This is a genomic window from Lysinibacillus sp. NPDC097231, from assembly GCF_044761885.1.
Taxonomy (GTDB): domain Bacteria; phylum Bacillota; class Bacilli; order Bacillales_A; family Planococcaceae; genus Lysinibacillus.
On record NZ_JBIWDH010000008.1, the window covers coordinates 78,385 to 96,489 of the forward strand.

General features: G+C 33.9%; 19 protein-coding genes. 7 read left to right on the forward strand and 12 right to left on the reverse strand.

What is annotated here, in order from left to right:
• Window positions 1-315 precede the first annotated feature (315 nt).
• On the reverse strand, window positions 316-2,004 hold the full coding sequence (locus tag ACIQXF_RS07425) for an AAA family ATPase (RefSeq protein WP_402780820.1): 1,689 nt from the start codon (window positions 2,002-2,004) through the stop codon (window positions 316-318).
• A gap of 94 nt (window positions 2,005-2,098) precedes the next feature.
• Between ACIQXF_RS07425 and ACIQXF_RS07430 the strand changes: the two genes are divergently transcribed.
• Window positions 2,099-2,533: a hypothetical protein gene (locus tag ACIQXF_RS07430; protein WP_402780823.1), complete on the forward strand. Its 435-nt coding sequence runs from the start codon at window positions 2,099-2,101 to the stop codon at window positions 2,531-2,533.
• 86 nt (window positions 2,534-2,619) lie between these two features.
• Here the strand turns inward: ACIQXF_RS07430 and ACIQXF_RS07435 are convergent, their stop codons facing one another.
• The 4 genes from ACIQXF_RS07435 to ACIQXF_RS07450 all read right to left on the reverse strand — a co-directional run bounded on the left by ACIQXF_RS07435 (window position 2,620) and on the right by ACIQXF_RS07450 (window position 5,079).
• Window positions 2,620-3,597, reverse strand: coding sequence for a helix-turn-helix transcriptional regulator (locus ACIQXF_RS07435; protein ID WP_402780826.1), 978 nt, complete (start codon window positions 3,595-3,597; stop codon window positions 2,620-2,622).
• A gap of 227 nt (window positions 3,598-3,824) precedes the next feature.
• Window positions 3,825-4,142 (reverse strand): YbjQ family protein, encoded by a 318-nt coding sequence (locus ACIQXF_RS07440; RefSeq protein ID WP_402780829.1) that lies wholly within the window; start codon window positions 4,140-4,142, stop codon window positions 3,825-3,827.
• 12 nt (window positions 4,143-4,154) lie between these two features.
• Window positions 4,155-4,634, reverse strand: a complete 480-nt coding sequence (locus tag ACIQXF_RS07445) for a nucleoside 2-deoxyribosyltransferase (RefSeq protein ID WP_402780832.1) — start codon at window positions 4,632-4,634, stop codon at window positions 4,155-4,157.
• 10 nt (window positions 4,635-4,644) lie between these two features.
• Window positions 4,645-5,079 carry a GNAT family N-acetyltransferase gene (locus ACIQXF_RS07450; RefSeq protein ID WP_402780835.1) on the reverse strand — a complete coding sequence of 145 codons (435 nt, stop codon included), beginning with the start codon at window positions 5,077-5,079 and terminating at the stop codon, window positions 4,645-4,647.
• 287 nt (window positions 5,080-5,366) lie between these two features.
• Between ACIQXF_RS07450 and ACIQXF_RS07455 the strand changes: the two genes are divergently transcribed.
• Window positions 5,367-6,524, forward strand: a complete 1,158-nt coding sequence (locus ACIQXF_RS07455) for an immunity 26/phosphotriesterase HocA family protein (RefSeq protein WP_402780838.1) — start codon at window positions 5,367-5,369, stop codon at window positions 6,522-6,524.
• 265 nt (window positions 6,525-6,789) lie between these two features.
• Here ACIQXF_RS07455 and ACIQXF_RS07460 read toward each other — a convergent pair whose 3' ends face one another.
• Window positions 6,790-7,392, reverse strand: coding sequence for a hypothetical protein (locus ACIQXF_RS07460; RefSeq protein WP_402780841.1), 603 nt, complete (start codon window positions 7,390-7,392; stop codon window positions 6,790-6,792).
• A 348-nt stretch (window positions 7,393-7,740) separates the two neighbouring features.
• Complete coding sequence (locus ACIQXF_RS07465; RefSeq protein ID WP_402780844.1) at window positions 7,741-8,886, reverse strand: DUF418 domain-containing protein; 1,146 nt, start codon at window positions 8,884-8,886, stop codon at window positions 7,741-7,743.
• Between the two features lie 490 nt (window positions 8,887-9,376).
• Between ACIQXF_RS07465 and ACIQXF_RS07470 the strand changes: the two genes are divergently transcribed.
• The 3 genes from ACIQXF_RS07470 to ACIQXF_RS07480 all read left to right on the forward strand — a co-directional run bounded on the left by ACIQXF_RS07470 (window position 9,377) and on the right by ACIQXF_RS07480 (window position 10,325).
• Complete coding sequence (locus tag ACIQXF_RS07470; RefSeq protein ID WP_402780847.1) at window positions 9,377-9,553, forward strand: asparagine synthase; 177 nt, start codon at window positions 9,377-9,379, stop codon at window positions 9,551-9,553.
• Between the two features lie 168 nt (window positions 9,554-9,721).
• Window positions 9,722-9,847 carry a hypothetical protein gene (locus ACIQXF_RS07475; protein ID WP_402780850.1) on the forward strand — a complete coding sequence of 42 codons (126 nt, stop codon included), beginning with the start codon at window positions 9,722-9,724 and terminating at the stop codon, window positions 9,845-9,847.
• A 151-nt stretch (window positions 9,848-9,998) separates the two neighbouring features.
• The gene (locus ACIQXF_RS07480; RefSeq protein ID WP_402780853.1) at window positions 9,999-10,325 is read left to right on the forward strand and encodes a hypothetical protein; all 327 of its coding nucleotides are present in this window, start codon (window positions 9,999-10,001) and stop codon (window positions 10,323-10,325) included.
• Window positions 10,326-10,956: 631 nt separating this feature from the next.
• Here ACIQXF_RS07480 and ACIQXF_RS07485 read toward each other — a convergent pair.
• The 3 genes from ACIQXF_RS07485 to ACIQXF_RS07495 are packed head-to-tail and all read right to left on the reverse strand — an operon-like array spanning window position 10,957 to window position 12,695.
• A complete protein-coding gene (locus ACIQXF_RS07485; protein WP_402780856.1) occupies window positions 10,957-11,616 on the reverse strand; it encodes an ABC-2 transporter permease in 660 nt (219 codons plus the stop codon).
• A complete protein-coding gene (locus ACIQXF_RS07490) occupies window positions 11,600-12,478 on the reverse strand; it encodes an ABC transporter ATP-binding protein (RefSeq protein ID WP_402780859.1) in 879 nt (292 codons plus the stop codon). Before ACIQXF_RS07490 ends, ACIQXF_RS07485 begins: the two co-directional genes overlap by 17 nt.
• A gap of 49 nt (window positions 12,479-12,527) precedes the next feature.
• The gene (locus tag ACIQXF_RS07495) at window positions 12,528-12,695 is read right to left on the reverse strand and encodes a GntR family transcriptional regulator (protein WP_402780862.1); all 168 of its coding nucleotides are present in this window, start codon (window positions 12,693-12,695) and stop codon (window positions 12,528-12,530) included.
• Window positions 12,696-13,628: 933 nt separating this feature from the next.
• Between ACIQXF_RS07495 and ACIQXF_RS07500 the strand changes: the two genes are divergently transcribed.
• Window positions 13,629-14,105 carry a GNAT family N-acetyltransferase gene (locus tag ACIQXF_RS07500; protein ID WP_402780865.1) on the forward strand — a complete coding sequence of 159 codons (477 nt, stop codon included), beginning with the start codon at window positions 13,629-13,631 and terminating at the stop codon, window positions 14,103-14,105.
• 298 nt (window positions 14,106-14,403) lie between these two features.
• Here the strand turns inward: ACIQXF_RS07500 and speD are convergent, their stop codons facing one another.
• Window positions 14,404-15,912: an adenosylmethionine decarboxylase gene (gene speD / locus ACIQXF_RS07505; RefSeq protein ID WP_402780868.1), complete on the reverse strand. Its 1,509-nt coding sequence runs from the start codon at window positions 15,910-15,912 to the stop codon at window positions 14,404-14,406.
• Window positions 15,913-16,315: 403 nt separating this feature from the next.
• On the opposite strand from speD, the gene ACIQXF_RS07510 reads away from it, so the two are divergent.
• Window positions 16,316-17,212, forward strand: coding sequence for a PhzF family phenazine biosynthesis protein (locus ACIQXF_RS07510; protein WP_402780871.1), 897 nt, complete (start codon window positions 16,316-16,318; stop codon window positions 17,210-17,212).
• A 273-nt stretch (window positions 17,213-17,485) separates the two neighbouring features.
• Here the strand turns inward: ACIQXF_RS07510 and ACIQXF_RS07515 are convergent, their stop codons facing one another.
• On the reverse strand, window positions 17,486-17,791 hold the full coding sequence (locus ACIQXF_RS07515; RefSeq protein WP_402780874.1) for a TIGR04104 family putative zinc finger protein: 306 nt from the start codon (window positions 17,789-17,791) through the stop codon (window positions 17,486-17,488).
• Window positions 17,792-18,105: the final 314 nt, after the last annotated feature.

The window sequence follows — 18,105 nt, forward strand, 5'->3', positions numbered from 1 at the left end:
GATATGAAAAACTCCTTTTGATAATAAGTACTTCTATTCGAACATCTGCTAGTTGTTGTAAGCCCGCTTTTTTTTTTACTCTTTCTTCGTTTGTTCTCCATCATGATACGATTGTGAGAATGCTATTTTTCCATTTTGTCGATTATTCACTTGGTTTATTTTTATGAATTTTTATGTTGTTGCTGATCGTAATATTGATCGTCATCACCCTTGGTAAAATACATGCACCTATTAAAATGATCGCTGTAAGCTTTTTCATTTTTCATCTCCTTTTCAATTTTCAAAGACCAAAATAACTTACTGTTTTTGTTACAATCAAAATGTATTTTCAAATAGATTTTCGGATATGCCTAGTAAAATATCTTTCTCTGTAAATGCCATTAGCTCTTCTTTCGTAATGTTGTTCTGCTGAATGAGGCGATTTGATTGAATGGTTACAAGCTTTTCAAATACGTTTCGAATATAGCGTCCATTGGAGAAATTCGGAATGGATTCTACTGGAATTTGCTGCAACTGCGCCTTCATATGGTATGCAAATGCATCTCCATATTGATAATCGTTATTTTTACATAGCATGGCAAAAATATCATAGAGTTCATCCGTACTAAAATTATCAAACTGTACAAAATGATTGAAACGTGATTTAAAGCCAGGATTAGCCAATAAAAATTCTTCCATGAGCTCTGTATATCCTGCTACAATGACCACTAAATCATCCCGTAAATCCTCCATTGCCTTTAATAAGCTATCAATCGCTTCCTTACCAAACGCATCCTGTTTATCATTGACCAGTGAATAGGCTTCATCGATAAAAAGCACACCGCCTTTTGCCTTATTAACAACTTCCTGTACCTTTAGAGCTGTCTGGCCAACATATCCTGCTACTAGGCCAGCACGATCTGTTTCCACGAAATGACCATTTGAAAGTACACCGAGATGCTTATATATTTGACCAATTATACGGGCAACTGTTGTTTTTCCTGTACCTGGATTTCCAGAGAATACAAGATGATATGTTATGGGGAAGCTTGTTAATCCATGATCGACACGTAAACTTTGAATTTTAATGAAGTTGATAAGATTATGTAATTCTTTTTTTGCATTGGGAAGTCCTACAAGCCCATCGAGCTGCTTCTGTAATTTTTCAATCTCCCGCTCTATTTCTGGTGTTATTCGTAAACGTTCACCGTTGATAAATTCACCGCTATAAATAATTTTCCCTTCTTCATTAAAATAATCTCCTCGACCATGCTTTTGTCCATTCACGAGTTCGCCAATATAGGAAGCCTGTCCATTCGCATAATAAATGGTACCTTGGCCAGTCATCTCATCCTCTTTAAATTGCCCTTCCGCTTCAAGAACACCTTGTCTCGAAAAGATTTTTCCCTTGCCATGCTTCATATTCTCAAAGAAATAGCCCTCATATTGGAGTGTTGTTACACCATTTGCAAGCTCCTTGGCACTAGGTGATTCTGGTGCATAGTAAAGCTTTCCTGCACCTTGCATATGATTCCACATAAAATCACCTTCATATTGGAAAAAGCCGTTTGGATAATATTGCTTGCCTTTTCCCTTCTTCATGCCATGTACAAAATCACCCTCAAATTGTGGTTTATTTAAATGTGGATACTGAATCCGAAGTTCTTTAAATGGGGCAATGGTCTCTTCCTCATAATATAGAATGCCGTAACCATCCATTAAATCATTGCGAAAATGCCCCTCGTAATAGACCTTATCATCCTTATATAAAATACCATTACCTTGTTTTTTATTTTGAATAAATTCGCCCTGATAAATCCTTTGTCCTTTTAAATACATGATGCCGTTACCTTGCTTCATATGATTGACGAATTCTCCCTCGAATAACAGTTCACCTTCCTGGTCAAATATCGTCCCCTTGCCATCATAAATGTCATGTCCAAAGTCGTTTTTCTTCACACCACCACGATACATTAACGTACCTTCTGGATAAAATACCTCTTTTTCTTCATGAATCTGTGCCATTTTATTGCCATCCTTTATCAATTCAGTATATGCTCAATTATAGCTTGGAAGAGCATACATATGTGCGAATTTTTTGAAATTAAGGAGGTTTACAATGAAAAAAAGATATAAAATACTTCTCAGCATTTTACTCCCGCTTGTCATTCTTTATGTCTCAACAATGCTGTTGACTCGTGATTCTGATTTTACCAAGGAGGTAACAGAACGTCTCGACATTGAGCAAATCAATGCCATTGATATTATTCGTGCCTCTGATGAAAAAACTATCATTATCACAGATAGAGCTGAAATTGATCAGATCATGGAACAATTTAAAGACCAACCGCTTCGTAAAGTATACTTTGGCCAATCTGATTTTAATGAAGCATATTGGATTACATTACATATAAATGATAGTCATGCCGTTGGACTACGTCTGGATGACAAAAATCATTTATTTGTTTATTTATATGAGGAAAACTACATGAAGGATTATAAGATTTTAGGTGACTTTAATAGGTCGTTTATTGAGGATGTTTTTAAGAAATAGAGAAATAATAAAAATCCGCATAGCTTTATGCCAGGCAAGGCACGAATTTACGCGGATTTTTACTTTATATTTTATTGTCCTAACTTTTATATATAACGATAATTTTGTTGCATCGATTGAATCGTTTTAATCATTTCTTCTCTAAGCTCAATTGGCTCTAACACCTCAATTTTTTCCCCTTGGCTAAGTAGCCACATCCTTATACCGCAACCAAAAACCTCTGCTTCAAATAAGTAGTGCCCTTTTTTATTGGATACAATTTTTGCTGTTGGTAAACGATCTAATACGGCCTGTGGGGATATTCCTTTAAATATAAATTTCACGTGCATCAGCTCGCCAGCATACATAAACTGGATGCGTTTACGAAACTCTCCTTCTTGAAAACGCTCAGCATAAGGTATTTGAAATTTTTTATCAAGCTCAAGAAAATGCTGTATACGGTCAACTCTATAGACAATAGGCAAATCCTGTTCGTGCTTACTATCATAAGCAATTAAATAAAAGTAGTACTCTGAGAAAATGACGGCGAGTGGTTTTAGGACCTTTTCTACAGGGATGGTTTCACCTTCATGTAAATAATCAATTTTAATGATTTTCTTTTTCTGAATCGCTTCTGAAAGAACCCAAATTAAATGTAATAAAGACTTTTGATGATTTAAATCTACGTATAAATGCTCTTCGTTTAAAATAATATTGTGAATAAACTCCTGTTTATCAGCTGTAACAATTGAAATAAGTTTATCTATAATATCGCTCATTTCTGATTTTAACAGTGCTCTTGATTCAATGAGAATTTTAACAATCGCTAAAACTTGCTCTTTCGACAAAATGTTTTTTCCAGTATTGGTGAGCTTATACACCTTTTCGGCTCGCACATATTCTAAATGGCAACCCAATTTAGTTTTTTCAATATATGTTCGAATTTGATCCAAATCCCGTTGTATGGTTTTTTCACCAACATTATGTGTAAATGCTTCTTGCCTTTTATTAATTCCTTGACCATCCATCAGTCTGTCAAACATTGAAATGACGCGATAGCCTTTATTTTGTTGTGAATCTACCATATATCCCACTCTTTCTTCATAGTTACTTCCCCATTATACAAAACGAGTTGGACATTATTAGTCCTTTTAACTACGAAATTTCTATATTTTTGATATAATTGGTACTATACTAATTTAACAACAAAACATCTTGAAATAGACTAAAGACACTATATTTTTGTCATAAATAACAATATCCCTACAATAAAAAAGACTTCAATCTTTTGCTGATTGAAGCCCGAATCAGATTATTCTTTTAATCTCACCGCTGTTCCATACGCCAATACCTCAGATGTGCCATCCATCACTGATGAAGTAGAAAATCTTACCCCAACAATTGCATTTGCGCCTAATTGTCTTGCTTCATCTACCATAGTTTTTGTGGCAAGTTCACGAGAGCGAGTAAGCATTTCCGCATACTCCTTCATCTCTCCTCCAACAATATTACGGAGTCCCGCCATCATATCACGACCAATATTTCTTGATTGTACCGAGTTTCCTTTTACCAATCCTATAGTTTCTACAATTTCTTTTCCTACCACAGCATCTGTTGTTGATATTAGCATACAAAACTCCTCCTATTTGTTAAGTTTTTGAACGGCTTTGACAGCTTCTTCAATGGAAGATGTAATGATTCCATTGCGTTTAATCAAGCCAATGACAAATAAATTGCGATAAACAAACTGATTTTCCATTCCATCTCGTACAAGGGCCTCAATTTTCAACATATTGTCTCGACCTTGTTGACGAACATCTGTAAATACACCCACGATTGGACGATTCAACATTGCAAATGCACCAATCTCTGCTGCCACACCCGAATCAATCTCAACACCATCTATAACTGCTATTAATACATCACTCTTTTGCAACATTTCTAAATCCGCTTGTGCAATCGCTAGGCTATCTGCATACGCTGTTTTATCATTAATCGCATCATTCTCCTGTGGCACATATAATTCAATGCCTGGATTTGCCTCTCTCATTGCTGCAGCGAGTTGTTCGTTAACTAAACGATCTCCTAAGGAAAATAATCCATTTGCTAAGTATGCCTTCATGATAAAACTCCTATTCCAATAATTTTTCAAACACTATTTTATGTCGACCTTTTTCATCTACAAATGTTGAAACAATGTCAAATCCGTGTTTAAGATTTGTGATAAGCATTGCTTTTCGCTCATTTCTACCATATGTACGAACTTTATTAAAACCAAATTCCCGTAGACATTCATGCTGCTTCCTCATTAACTGACTAGCAATTCCTTGACCTCGTTTCTTTTCATGCACACCACCTAACCAGCTATAAAAAATACTATCAGGATGTATGTAGCCTAATTTAAATCCTATTATAACTTCATTCTCTACTGCAAATAAGCAAAGTAGTCCTTCCTTCTTTTCAAGTTTTTCAATAGGAAGATTTACTCCATCAAATACATGTGCATGAATTTCCTGCAATTGGTTTAACCAATCATAAGGTACGCCTTCAATTGTAACAATATACATTTCATCCCACCACTCTATATGTCAATAAGTATAGCAGAAAAGGTTGAACTACAAAGTTGAACATTGCATTTTCATTCGTGTGTAGTTTTCTGCAAAAAAATTCATCAAAAGTGGAACTCATAGAGATGCTGAGGGGTTATTCTTAGTTTATTTTTCCCGCCCCTCTGCGATCATTCTAGATAATCAAAATTAACTTTATGGATATTTTTGTATTATATATTTTCGTTGCAAGTCGCATTAAGTATACTTTACATATTCACCTTTGATTAATATAAGGAGGTAATTTCATGACACCATTAAACAGTTGGCTTACAAATACGCTTCGTCCTTATTTCGGATTACATCCCATTGAAGAGCATTGGGGGACAATTAAAATCCGAAATGACTATTACATTTGCATGGACGGTGATATTATTAAAAAACGTATCTTCGTTAATGAGCAAGCTTATCAAGAAGCGGATGTAGAAATCACGACAAGAAATTGTGAAGTAATTCTCCCTCAAACTGCCCGCGGTAAAGAGAAAAAAATGAATTATACCAATATTTCCAGCGTTAAAGCGAACGGGGTTGTTTTTTCTGCTAGCGTGCGTACCGAAGACCAGCCATCCAGCTACATTAACGCTCGCAATATGAAAACCTATTTCGAACTGCCACTGACCAACATGAAGAATTTAACAAGCAAAGAGGAAATTGTTGAGTGGCTACATCAGTATCCATCAAATTTGCCTCCAGACTATGATCTACAGCTAGAAAAGCTCGCTAGGAAAAAAGGCTTTCGCTATAAAGCTATTCCAGGAGATATTTTCCGAGTTAAAATTGATTTATTCACAGACGGCTTTGTGCTTGTTATCGGTGACTTACGTCAAATGCAAAAAGATGGTCTGTTTTCGAAAGATAGTCTATGGAATGATGTCATGACGATGCCGCTTTTTATTCGACCTTATCTGTTTAAAACAACAAATCGTTTCCCTAGTATTGAGGATATTACATCAGTCCAATTATCTGAACAAACCTTGATTGTCATGGACGATCAATTTATGCGGGGTGGCTATGAAAAAGTTGGACACAAAACGCTAACTGAAACAGATATTCTCCTGCCACTTGGTTACGGTATAAACATCGATTATGGAAAAGAGGAGCGCTATCGCCTTTCCTGGGGCACAGGAACAATTAGCAAGTCAGAATTAGAAACTTCTTTTAAGACAGGAAGCCGTTTTTCTAATTATGGCGTACATGCAGGTATCGATGTCAAGTGCTTTGATTCTTCTTCTTGGTGTCGTTCACTGGATAATCCGTTATACGCCGAGGAGCGCAAACAGGCACTAGCGGAATTTGGCTTTCCAAAGGATATTTCATACGATGAATTCAACCGTCAAACAGGTGGACTCACTAGGCTGGCGTATTTAGATTACTTATCGAAAAAATATGCCCGCTCCCATAAATAGAGGATATTGATAATAGATAGGTGATGCTGTATGAGATAACAGGATAGTTATCTCATACTAGGTATCTTTTGTTTTGCTGCTTAAATACGTGGGTAACGTTCTTCTTTCAATTCCTCGTAAGGAACAGATTGACCTTCCTTAGCGAAATGAACGAAAGTGCTTGTGAGATTAAAAAGAGTTAAGCCCCGATAGATGTTAGAATTTTGCTAATCTCTTCGAGGCTTTTTTGAAAAGCGAGGTAAAAAATAAGGTTAATGATTTATGCTTATCCATATAACATTGCTGGTGTACGCACGTCTTGTAAATAATCTGCAAGCTTCCCAGCATATACTTTTTCTAAATAAGGTAATTGTGAGATACAATGAGGTGTCATTAATGCAGGATTTTGATAGACTTTAAGGCCACCAACCTTTAATAGCATTGCCACAAATTGTGAGCAAAAATAGGCACGCTCTCTTCGAACCTCCTTTTGCATCATAACACCGAAGAGCCCGATAAAATTATATTTATAGCGATCGCGATTCCAATACATATAACGTACGATTTTCATCATCTCAATATATTGATAATGGGATATTTTACAACGATAAATTACACAATCTGCCGTCTCAAACAAGCCTCTTTCTGCATCTTCTCGCAAGAAACCTCCGCTTAGAGGATTATTTAGCTGCCTACGCCCAAAGCTATACATTTCAAAAAGCTCCTCATCAAAGGCAATGGACGCGTGATTCATCTCTCTTCCCGTATACATCCCTATTGCTTTTGATAATAACGTACCTGTTTTGGTTAATACTATGTAAATGGTATATGCCATTTCCTCACCTGCTTCAATATTCTTTACTACTACCAATACGTTTAAAAGCTTCAAATGGTTTCATCTATTTCCTTTTTTTATAAGTATATAAGGTAAATCTTAAATTTTTCTTTAGTAGAAAATGAAGAATTTCTTAAGTTTTATCATTATTTACTAGTATTTAGAATTACTAAAATATGGTGAAATCAACGTTTTTGTTTTTTATCATATTTATTTATATGCCGTTAGTTGTATTCTTATTTATGGAATAGAGCATTTTACAGTACGGGGGTTCCAAAAAAATTACGGACATGTATATACGGAGTTTGATTACTCTAGATAAAAAAGATCACTCATTTTTCCGAAAAATAATGAGTGACTTTTCTATTTTATTGTTTAGTTGCCGCCATCCGATGCAATATATTAATCTACTTTTCTAGGATTTTTAAAATAAACGAACCACCTTAAAATTGTTTCTACTGGGCCAAGTGAAAAGCGCTTTAAATATAGTTGACTGGCTTTTAGCTGAATGCAATAAATGATGACCGATAAAACTATTCCAACAAATGTACCCAATTTCCCAAACAATCCAAAACCGTAACCATAAAAAATAATCGTACAAATGATCGATTGCATTAAATAGTTTGTGAGTGATAATTTCCCGATTGGGGCAAAATAATAGTTCATTTGCGTTTGATAGCGGTTAAATAGCCATGCAAATAAGGCAATATAACCAATCGCTAACACATATGTCCCTGTCGAATAAATAAATAATCTGTAAGGCGTGTCAAAAATAATGATCCCCTTCAGCAATAGCCCAACTGGTACGAGCAGCGCCACTTTTTTATATGTCCTAGTGCTATTTTCTAGCTGTAAAAATGCGCCACTTTTCGCCATGCCCATCCCCAATAATACAAATGGGCCTACTGCAAGAAAGCTTACACCGACATAGAAAAGCCAACCAATTGGTAGGATGAAAAATAGTGAAAAGCCACCCTCTACAATAAATTCACCTAATCGTTGCGTCAATATTTCTGCGTATGTACCGTCCTGATAAATCATGATTTCCGCTGCCGTTAAAGGCTTCACGAGCTGTATAAAATTACTGCCAAAAAAGGTTCCTACTCCGAGGATTGCTGTTAGAACGAAGCACCACACAAAATACGTTTTCACACTGCGCTTTAAGAAGAAGAAAAATAAAATGAAAAGAGTCGAGCCATATGTTAATAAAACGTCGCCTTCCCACACTAGTGCAATATGTATCGCCCCTAAGACGGATAGACCCACTGCTCGCCGAAATACGATATTTTTGTACTTTAACCCCGAAGCCTCTCTTGATTCAATCATTTTTATCAAAACATAACCAAATACAAAACCAAAAATCGGATAAACTGACCCTTCTACAACAATTTTCACAAAATAATAGCTTACTTTATTAAGCCCACTCACCGATTCAATAATTTCTACTCCTGATGAGCCAAATTGGAAATAAAGCATATTTGCTATTAAAATTCCGATTAGCGAAAAACCCCTTAATGCGTCCATCAGTTCCACACGTTCTACCTTCAATCTTTCACCTTCTTTTTCGTAATTAATTACTATACGAATGAAGCAAAGAATAGTTTCATAATTATTGTAAAAAAAGGTTTTTCATACAAAATAATTAACTGTCTGATCTTTGAATTTATAGTAAGTTGTTACTCACTACTTCAAGATCAATTTCTCCCCGTTTCGATATGCCCACTAAAAACAAATATTGTCACCTATTAAAATGAGAATTAATACTAAACATTTTAGTATCGGCACTTCACCAAAATATGCTCTTGTCTGCTTGTAGGAAGTCTGGGCTAAATGGTATTCTCCTAAGAAATTGATGTATTTCCAGTCTAATAGTGAAATATAAAGGCAATCTTTATTAGGAGAGGTAGTAAAAACATTACTGATTGAAAAAGTACGCTCTGTCTGCCTTGTAAGCTTTCCGAACGAATAGTTTTATGTGAAATAGCGAATAGTAATAGTGGTGCTGATACACCAATTAACTACGATGGAGGGATTTTTTATGAATAACATTCGTGAAGGTTTAATCCCAACTATACTAGGGTCTGCTGTTACTGCTGCTGGAATTGCACTAAAGCAAAAAAGTGGTCCTAATAATATGATTGCCCACACTGTTTTCGGCTTCGGTTTAGCGCACATTTTGTTAGGTGCAATAGACCTTGTAGAACATCGTCGTTAGAGATAAGGGAGTGCATTTTTGTGCTCCTTTTTCCATTTGAAAAGGACCTTTTTGTTATAATACTATTAATGATGTCGAAGGGCATAAACCAATTCCAGTCTGTGGCGTATGATGACGCTTTAGCTTTTTATATCATAATTTTGGTAACAAAAAATCAGGGGGAATTTCGTGGATCTTTTTGCTATTGTAGCTTTTTCATTTGCTGCTGTTGCATTTGCTATTGCTGCTTCTACTGAATCTAAAATCAAAAAAATATTAGAAAAACATATCAGAGAACTTGAAAGAAACAAGTAATTTTCTTTTATTTATAATAATAATATAAGAGCGATGCCTTATCGCTCTTTTTCATTTCTCCTCAAAGAGAACTGTAATAAAAATGATTTTATTTCTCATTTGGTGTTAACCTTAAAACATGAATTTCTTAACAGAAAAAGGAGGATATACAATGTCTCGTAACTTACGCCTTTGTACTCCTATTGTTACTGCAATTTTATTTGTCATCCTTGTATTCATGAATTATCTGGGGTATTGGACAGCAGACAGGTTTATTCAAATCCTATTTTTCCTTATGATGATACACTCTGTTTTCATTGCGGGTATTGAAACGGAAAAAAAAACTAAAAAACAGAAGTTGATTAATCGCAGCTTGTCGACAAATAATGAAGATAAGGAAAGCGCCACTCGGAGTGAAAATCAACCCGGGTTTCGACGCTCCTCACAACTTGCAAAATGGCGGGGCATGCCGATTATATTGCCATACAACTTTAAATAGCTTTGTCTACGTCTGTAATGATACTATTCTAATCGACTTTTTTTACTGCACTTGCTTATATTCCTATGTAATTTCTTAATTTTTTCTGCTCATGAAGACATCTTTTTCTCAAATCAGATACGCCAAGGAGAAAATTATTTAATTTTTTTCTCAGGCAATTCACTATACACTCATAGCTATTGAATCATATTTATAGTAGTGTAAAGCTAATCTTGCTTTGCATCTCATGATTTGTTGGCTCGGGTCACTCTGGTCCAGTGACCCTTTTATAGTTTCTTTCTTCAAATGTAGAAATAAGAGTTTTTCTATAGTCATCCCTTATGGATAAAGCATTATATAAACGCCCTCTCTTTCATCGATTTATCTTGGGATTCTCCATCATACTACATACTCCAAAAAACACTTAATTCAACAGTTGTTATTTTTATTTTTTTCTTTATTTATGGTATAATAACGTTACTGACTAACCTAAATAGGTAAATATTAAGCTGTAGCGATGCCGTACGCTACAGCTTTTCTTATTGACCATAATCACCTCTGCTCAAACTTGGATTGCACCAATTCCTACTCATGTGTGACACTACACAATCTATTTAACTTTGCTCTAAACATTTTCTTTATTAATTTCTTTTTAGAACTCTCTATTTTTGTAAAATTTTAATGAAAGGGTATATGAAATAAATAAAATTATCACTACCGGTATCAAGCTCAACAATGCAATTTGAATGTCTGATGACGAATTCAATAAGTTTGCGATTTTTTTGATAAAGATGGAATTTTCATTTTTACTAAGGTTATCAACTAAAGACAATCCTCCAGATATAAATACGAAAAACAAAATTATACTTATCACTCTCGATTTTAGAAAACCGTATTTAAATATTAGTGGTAAAGTTATTGCGCAAAATAAAGTTGCCGCAACAAGTGAAAGATAAAGTCCAGTAGATGTAAAAGGAATGACCTCTATAGATAAGTTTAATTGAGTAATAATATAATAAATTAAAAAATTTATAAGCGCTGCATAAGCGGCAAAAATATACACAGAAATATATTTTGAAAAAACAATTGTGCTTTTTTTAATTGGAAGGCTAATTAGCATAATATCACTGTTATTTTTATCTTCCACTGCACTTGCACCTAAAACCAGCATGTAAGTCACAGCTAAAATATTTACCACTAACCCAGAAGGTCCAATTTCCGATAAGGTAAAAGTAAAAATGAAAATAAATAGCAAAGACAGCCCTATTGTTTTTTTTTGCATTAAAATATCCTTTTTAATAAGATGGATCATGTTGATCACTCCTTCTAGTGGAAAAGACCATAATATCTTCTAATGTTGGTTTTTCAATAATAACAGAATCTCCAAGGTATTGAATTACCTTATTCTTATTTTGCGATAATGCCTCAAACCCAAATTGATTTTCCCTAAGACCAATAAAAATATTGTCCATGTCTGATTTAAGGTGATCTTTACTTCCTTTTACTACACAATATTCATCAAAGAGTTCATCCTTGGTTTTACTTAAAATGACCTCACCATTATTAACTAATGTAATGTAATCAGCAATTTTATCTAAGTCAGATGTAATATGAGTTGAAAAGAAAACAGATTTTTTTTCATCTTGCATTAAAGACTGTAAAACATCTAATAATTCACTTCTTATAAGAGGATCCAAACCAGAAGTTGGTTCATCCATTATTAATAATTCAGCATTATGAGAAAGTGCAATAGCTAAGGAAAATTTCATTTTCATCCCTTTGGATAAATGTTTGATTTGTTTTTTTAAAGGTAAACCGAAGTCTTTTGCATACTTTTTGAATAAATTTTCGTCCCATTGACTGTAAAACGGACTTATAATACTCTTCATTTCTTGAACTGTTAAATCCTCATAATAATGATTTTCATCATAAACAAATCCTATTTTTTCTTTAATTGAGATTTCACTTTTTCTATTATCTAATCCAAATATTTTTATTTGTCCACTGTCCTTTTTTATTAAATTCATTATTAGTTTAATGGTCGTACTTTTACCAGCTCCATTTGGTCCAATGAAACCCATGATATAACCTCGTTCAAGGGAGAAATTTACATCTTTTAACGAAAAGTCTTTGTAGCTCTTACATAAATTCGTAATTTCTAAAATTTTATTCATTTTCATCACCCTCATATAAAATATTTAGCATTTCTTTAAGTTCTCCAACTTATTTTGCATTAGTAATAGCCTCTGTCAATTTTTCTTCTATCATTTTTGATTTTAGTTTCCCGGTTGAAGCTACATACGCTCCCTTACCAATAACAGTAACAATAATCCCCTCCCTTTCCAGTTCATATAAGTTTTTAATAATACTAATTTTAAGTTCCTTTGCCAAATTTCTTATTGATGGAAGTGGTTTAGATTCTTCTAATTTTTCATTTACAATAATCCCCTTTAATTGGTTGACTATAAATTGGTTCTCATGAAGAATTTGAAATTATAATATTCATTTCACTTTAATCCTCAAGCTGTTATATCTGTATATAACTAATATACACAGATATAACACGCTGTGTCAACTTTATTTTTCAAAATTTTGTCATAAAATAAGACCTCCGAAAATCGGAAGTCTTGTTTTCTAATTACATTTTTTTCAAGAAAATAATGCTTATAAGGTAAATACATAATAAAACTGAACCGACTGTTAGTGCTTTAATTAAAATATCTCTGGAAGAAATATTCTGGTTTTTAACTTTAAATATGACAATAAATAATGCTAATAGTAGAATTATTATATAAAAAGGACTCATTTTTAAATTCACTTCCTTTTTAAAAAGTATTCTTTAATACTTTAAAGTTCTATTCCTTCGTTGGTAAGAATTCCCACGAAAAGCTTTCATTATCAATAATATTATGCGATTGATAATCTAACGATACATTTTAAAATCTTATTTGAGATTTATTGATTAATATATACTTTACCCTCTATGCAGAATGTATCTACTTATTTGTTTTTGCATTACTTTCACTTTCTAACATATCTTTAGAATATCTAGACTAGTTTTTCATTGAATAATTAGAGATTAAGAAAAAGAGATAGGGATAGGAACAAAACCAATAATGAATAATTCAATACCCTTTATATAAATGTATGTTAACACTCCTAGGATTGAAAACACATTCGCAATAAATGTGAAAACTTTAAATATAAAGTTCGTCTCTATACTTCTTTTTATCCAAAATAATATTAATCAATTATTTTTATTCCAGCGCCCTATTTACGAACGTTTGTTCTGGTGTTAAAATAATAAAAAGGAGGTCGTTACATATGCAAAAAACTAGTGCCATTGAATTAGTACATTTTTTAGAAGATTATGTAGATGTTTTGAATAATTTTGAGCTTCCGAACGAACAAAGTCGATTTACTGCCCTTCCAAAAGAGATTTCTATAGAAAAGGTTGGACAGTATCCAATTGTCATTTTGAGTGACAATGTGCCTGTAGGATTTTTTGTTTTGCACGCAACAGAAAGAGTAAAAGAGTACTCCAATAATCCAAAAGCTATGTTGCTTACAGCATTATCTATTGACCATAAACACCAGGGTAATGGGTATGCCAAAAAAGGGATGTTAGCATTGTCTGAATTTATTAAGGGGAAATTTAAGGAATGTGATGAAGTTGTTTTAGTCGTTAACCATAAAAATATTCCCGCTCAAAATTTGTATTTAAACGTTGGTTTTGTCGATAACGGGGAAAGAAGAATGGGGCCAATTGGCGAGCAAATTGTTATGAACTTATACATTTAATAATTGTAGAAATGGATTTTCAAAATCACTCGTCATGACATGGGTGATTTTTTTCTGTTCTCGCCCTTTTCTAAAGTCTAATGGGACTTGTAATCCTCTTTTTGATGTCCTGTTTAATTTCCGTTACATTGCCAATATTTAAGTCTCTTTTTTAGTTAACATAATATTTTTATTTAATGATAAACTTGTTCCTCTAGTTCTTATTTTGCAAGTCACATTTGGTAACTCTCATCAAGTGCAAACATAAAAACAGGAAAAGAAAACACCTTGTTCTTCTTCTCCTGTTTCATTTTAAGTTTTATGGTCTACCCCGACGTAGGTAATGTTGTGTGGCATTTCCTGCATTAAATTGTTCAGTAATAAATTGAACGGCGTCTTGTAGAGCTAATTTATTGTTACACGTGAAAACATCTATTGCCGCATAACCGAACTCTGGCCATGTATGAATCGTTAAATGTGATTCTTGAATAATTACTACTCCGCTAACCCCATAAGGTGAAAAATGGTGGAAATTTTCGGTCACAATCGTTGCCTTTGCTTTATAGGCAGCTTGGCACATTATCGTTTTAATTTGTTGCACGTCATTGAGTAATGCAACATCGCAATCATGTAACTCTAACAAAATATGATGGCCTAATGCCTGCTGGGATTGTGTTTTTTGTACTGTTCTCTTCATTTGTGAAAACTTTTTATTTTTACAACTTGGGCAACCATTGGCTTGAAGTTGAGCAATCGTGCTGTATTGATAACCAGCGCCGACTGTAAGTGAGTGCTGACATTGGGTACACTGATAAACGACGGATTTTCGTTCAATTTCTCCTGTGTAAATGGGTCGCGTAAATTTACGCTGATTAAGAATGTAGGAAGTCATTTGCTCTGTTGTTTGTAATACGAATAATTGACTTGTAGCTCCTAAAATCTGCGCACCTTCATAGGTGTTGATGTCGTATTGAATACTGTCAATCACGAAGCCCATAGCATGTAAGCTTTGCTGTAACTCCCACTGCTTTTGATAGCTACGTTTAGCGTAAGAGAAAAACACATGTCGCATTGCTTCTGGTTTTAGTGCATTAATAGCACGTGATAAAAAGAGCTGTGCGCCAATCAAGGTATACGGTGTATCTGTGTATACGCAATCAAACTGATGGGCATATGTTTTAGGTAAAGGTTCCTGAACGTTATAATAATCTACTTTAATCGGAAGCTCATAGTTTTTAGCTATTTTGCTAATCGTACTTAAAACTCGTCTATCAATATCTAACACAACAATTTTTGTTGTAGAGTTTGGAGCAATTTTCTTTAGTAAAAACGCTAATGCAATACTGATGAAATCATCATCACCTAAACACAAAATACGCTTATTGAGTAGCATCGTATAGTCAAGTGCGAGCAATGCACGTTTTAAGGCTGTCTCAACTGTACATTTTGCTTGATCAATAGCCACGTCAGCAGTGGGTCTTGCTTCATAAATAGTGTTTAATTCACTTATATTTTGTGTAATCCATTCTGTACGAAATACATCATCTGTCGTTAACTGAAGATACAGTTTTGCATCAGCACCTGAAAGTTGAAAATATTGCGCGATAGCAAGCTGGCCCTTTTTCGTTAAGCTATGTTTACCCCAACCTTGCTTGGCAAATTCTTTCTTCATTGCTGAAACGATAGGTATTGGTAAGTCTGTCGTATGAGCTAAAGATTTAGTTGTACAATTTTTATGGAAATATAAGGAAAGCAGAGCTTTTTCTAATGTATGGTAGTGTTCTTCAAGCTGCATATCAGCTGTAATTTGTTGTAATTGTTTTTGCATTGTAGATTCGTCCTCTCAATTTTAATAAGAAAAAAATTAAAATTGTCTAAATCAACGAATAGAAAAAGCGCGACTAAAACTAGTCGCGCTAAATGTTTATACGAAGCTAACTAATTCTAATCTTGTTTTTTTGCACAACAAATAACACCCCTAAACAGGTGGCTTGTTCGACAAAATTAAGCTATAGCGTTGATTTAGATTAGAATTCTACAATTAACAAAAAGTTCACCCTTTAATAAAATAGTACCTTTACTATATAATAGATATGGAAATTTCGCAAGCTTTAGTAAATTATTGCTTTTATAGTGTAATATTTCTTGAAAATGATAGAATTTGTAGTATGGTATAGTTTGCCATAACCAATCTAAATGAGGGTTTCAAGTTAGAAAGGAGTTTAAGTAAGATGAGAGATATTAGAGTTTATCATGTAGATGCATTTACAACAGAAAAATTTAGCGGTAATACAGCTGGCGTCGTACTAGATGCTGAAAAATTATCCGAAGATGAGATGCAAAGTATCGCAAAAGAATTAAATTTACCGGAAACCGTATTTTTACTACCTTCCAATACTGAAGATATAGATTATAAAGTAAGATATTTCACTCCTACTGAAGAAATCAACTTTTGCGGACATGCAACTGTTGGGTTAACGTGGCTTTTGGCGACTGAGTTTGGTCTTGCTGAGAAAATGGACGGTGTAGCGTTAGAAACGAATATAGGTAAAGTACCTGTTGTATGGCATAGAGATAATGGAAAAGTTATTAATGTGGAAATGACACAGGTAACGCCAAGAACACAAGATATCAATATTGACCTTACGGAGCTTAGTCGACTAATCGGCATCAATTCCAAACGCATTGATTTAACCTATCCAATCAAACTAGCGAATACTGGTGTCTGGCATTTACTCGTCCCAATAAAAGATCAAATCGATATCGACAATGCAGTGCCTGATTTAGCAGCGCTAGCGAAACATAATAAAGAACATAATATCAGTACGACACATCTTTATACTTTTACTAATTTGAAAGAATATGAACTATATACAAGAGATTTTGCACCGGGGATTGGTATACCTGAGGATCCTGTAACTGGTGCAGCAAATGGTGCATTAGCGGGCTTCCTCTTTTTAGAGGGCGTTATTCCTCAAGATGAAATAACATATCTTAAAATCGCTCAAGGAGATGCAATAGGAAGACCTGGAACTCTTTATGTGACTGTGATTCCGAATGAATTAAAACCAGTCATCAAAGTTGCAGGAGCAGCTACCATCACAATTCGAGGTATCTTAACTATCTAAACATATCAGCTTGAATTTGAGACTTTTTTTGTTTCTTATTCAAGCTGATTCTGTCTATAACGTTTTTTTGCGATTTTCCGTAAATTTCTTGATGGAATACTTTTTGCGGGCTATGAATGAGCTCCTCTTACCTGTGCTTTAAGAGCTTGATTGGCATAACGAAGCATTTTTGATGGCTACATCGCTGAAATATTAAACCAATGTGTTCATTCACTCTACTCTTATACGAAAAAAGAAGAATAGATTATGAAAAACCTTATTTCACCATAATATTCAGTATTCCGATTTGTACTTCGCAAAAAAAGGAAATAACAAAACCAAGATCAAAAAAACACCAGATAAAATCATTATCGAAAAAGTATAAGAAATGGAAGACGATAATTGAGTTAATATGATAAAGCCAATTAACCACAATGGTAGAACTGATAACAAAGACAATATAATTCTTGAAAAGAATATTATCCTATGTTCCGTACCACATTGATTGCATTGAATAGGTCTGTATGCTAAAAAAAGAGATTTTATGATTTCGCTCCATTTAAATTGAGTATTACATTTATCGCATTTCTGTAAACTCATATATTCATCTCCTCCTATGCAAGAATCATTGCAACTATATTATCAATTCCTTCGCCCGAATCGGGTTTAATATCCAGTTTACTTTTCAACTAAACCGTTACTTCAATAAAACGACTCCCCAGCAAAGAAAACTCATAGTAAGAAAAACAAACGCAAATGTAGTTATTGCTTTTGGTAATTTACGATAAAAGTATATTAATGCTAATCCTATGAGTATGTGAATGAAAGTAAAAAGAATAAGATTCATTTACCTCACCTCTTACCTAAATTGTACCTTTGTCTGTAGTGGGAAATAATACCTTTTAATCTGCTGG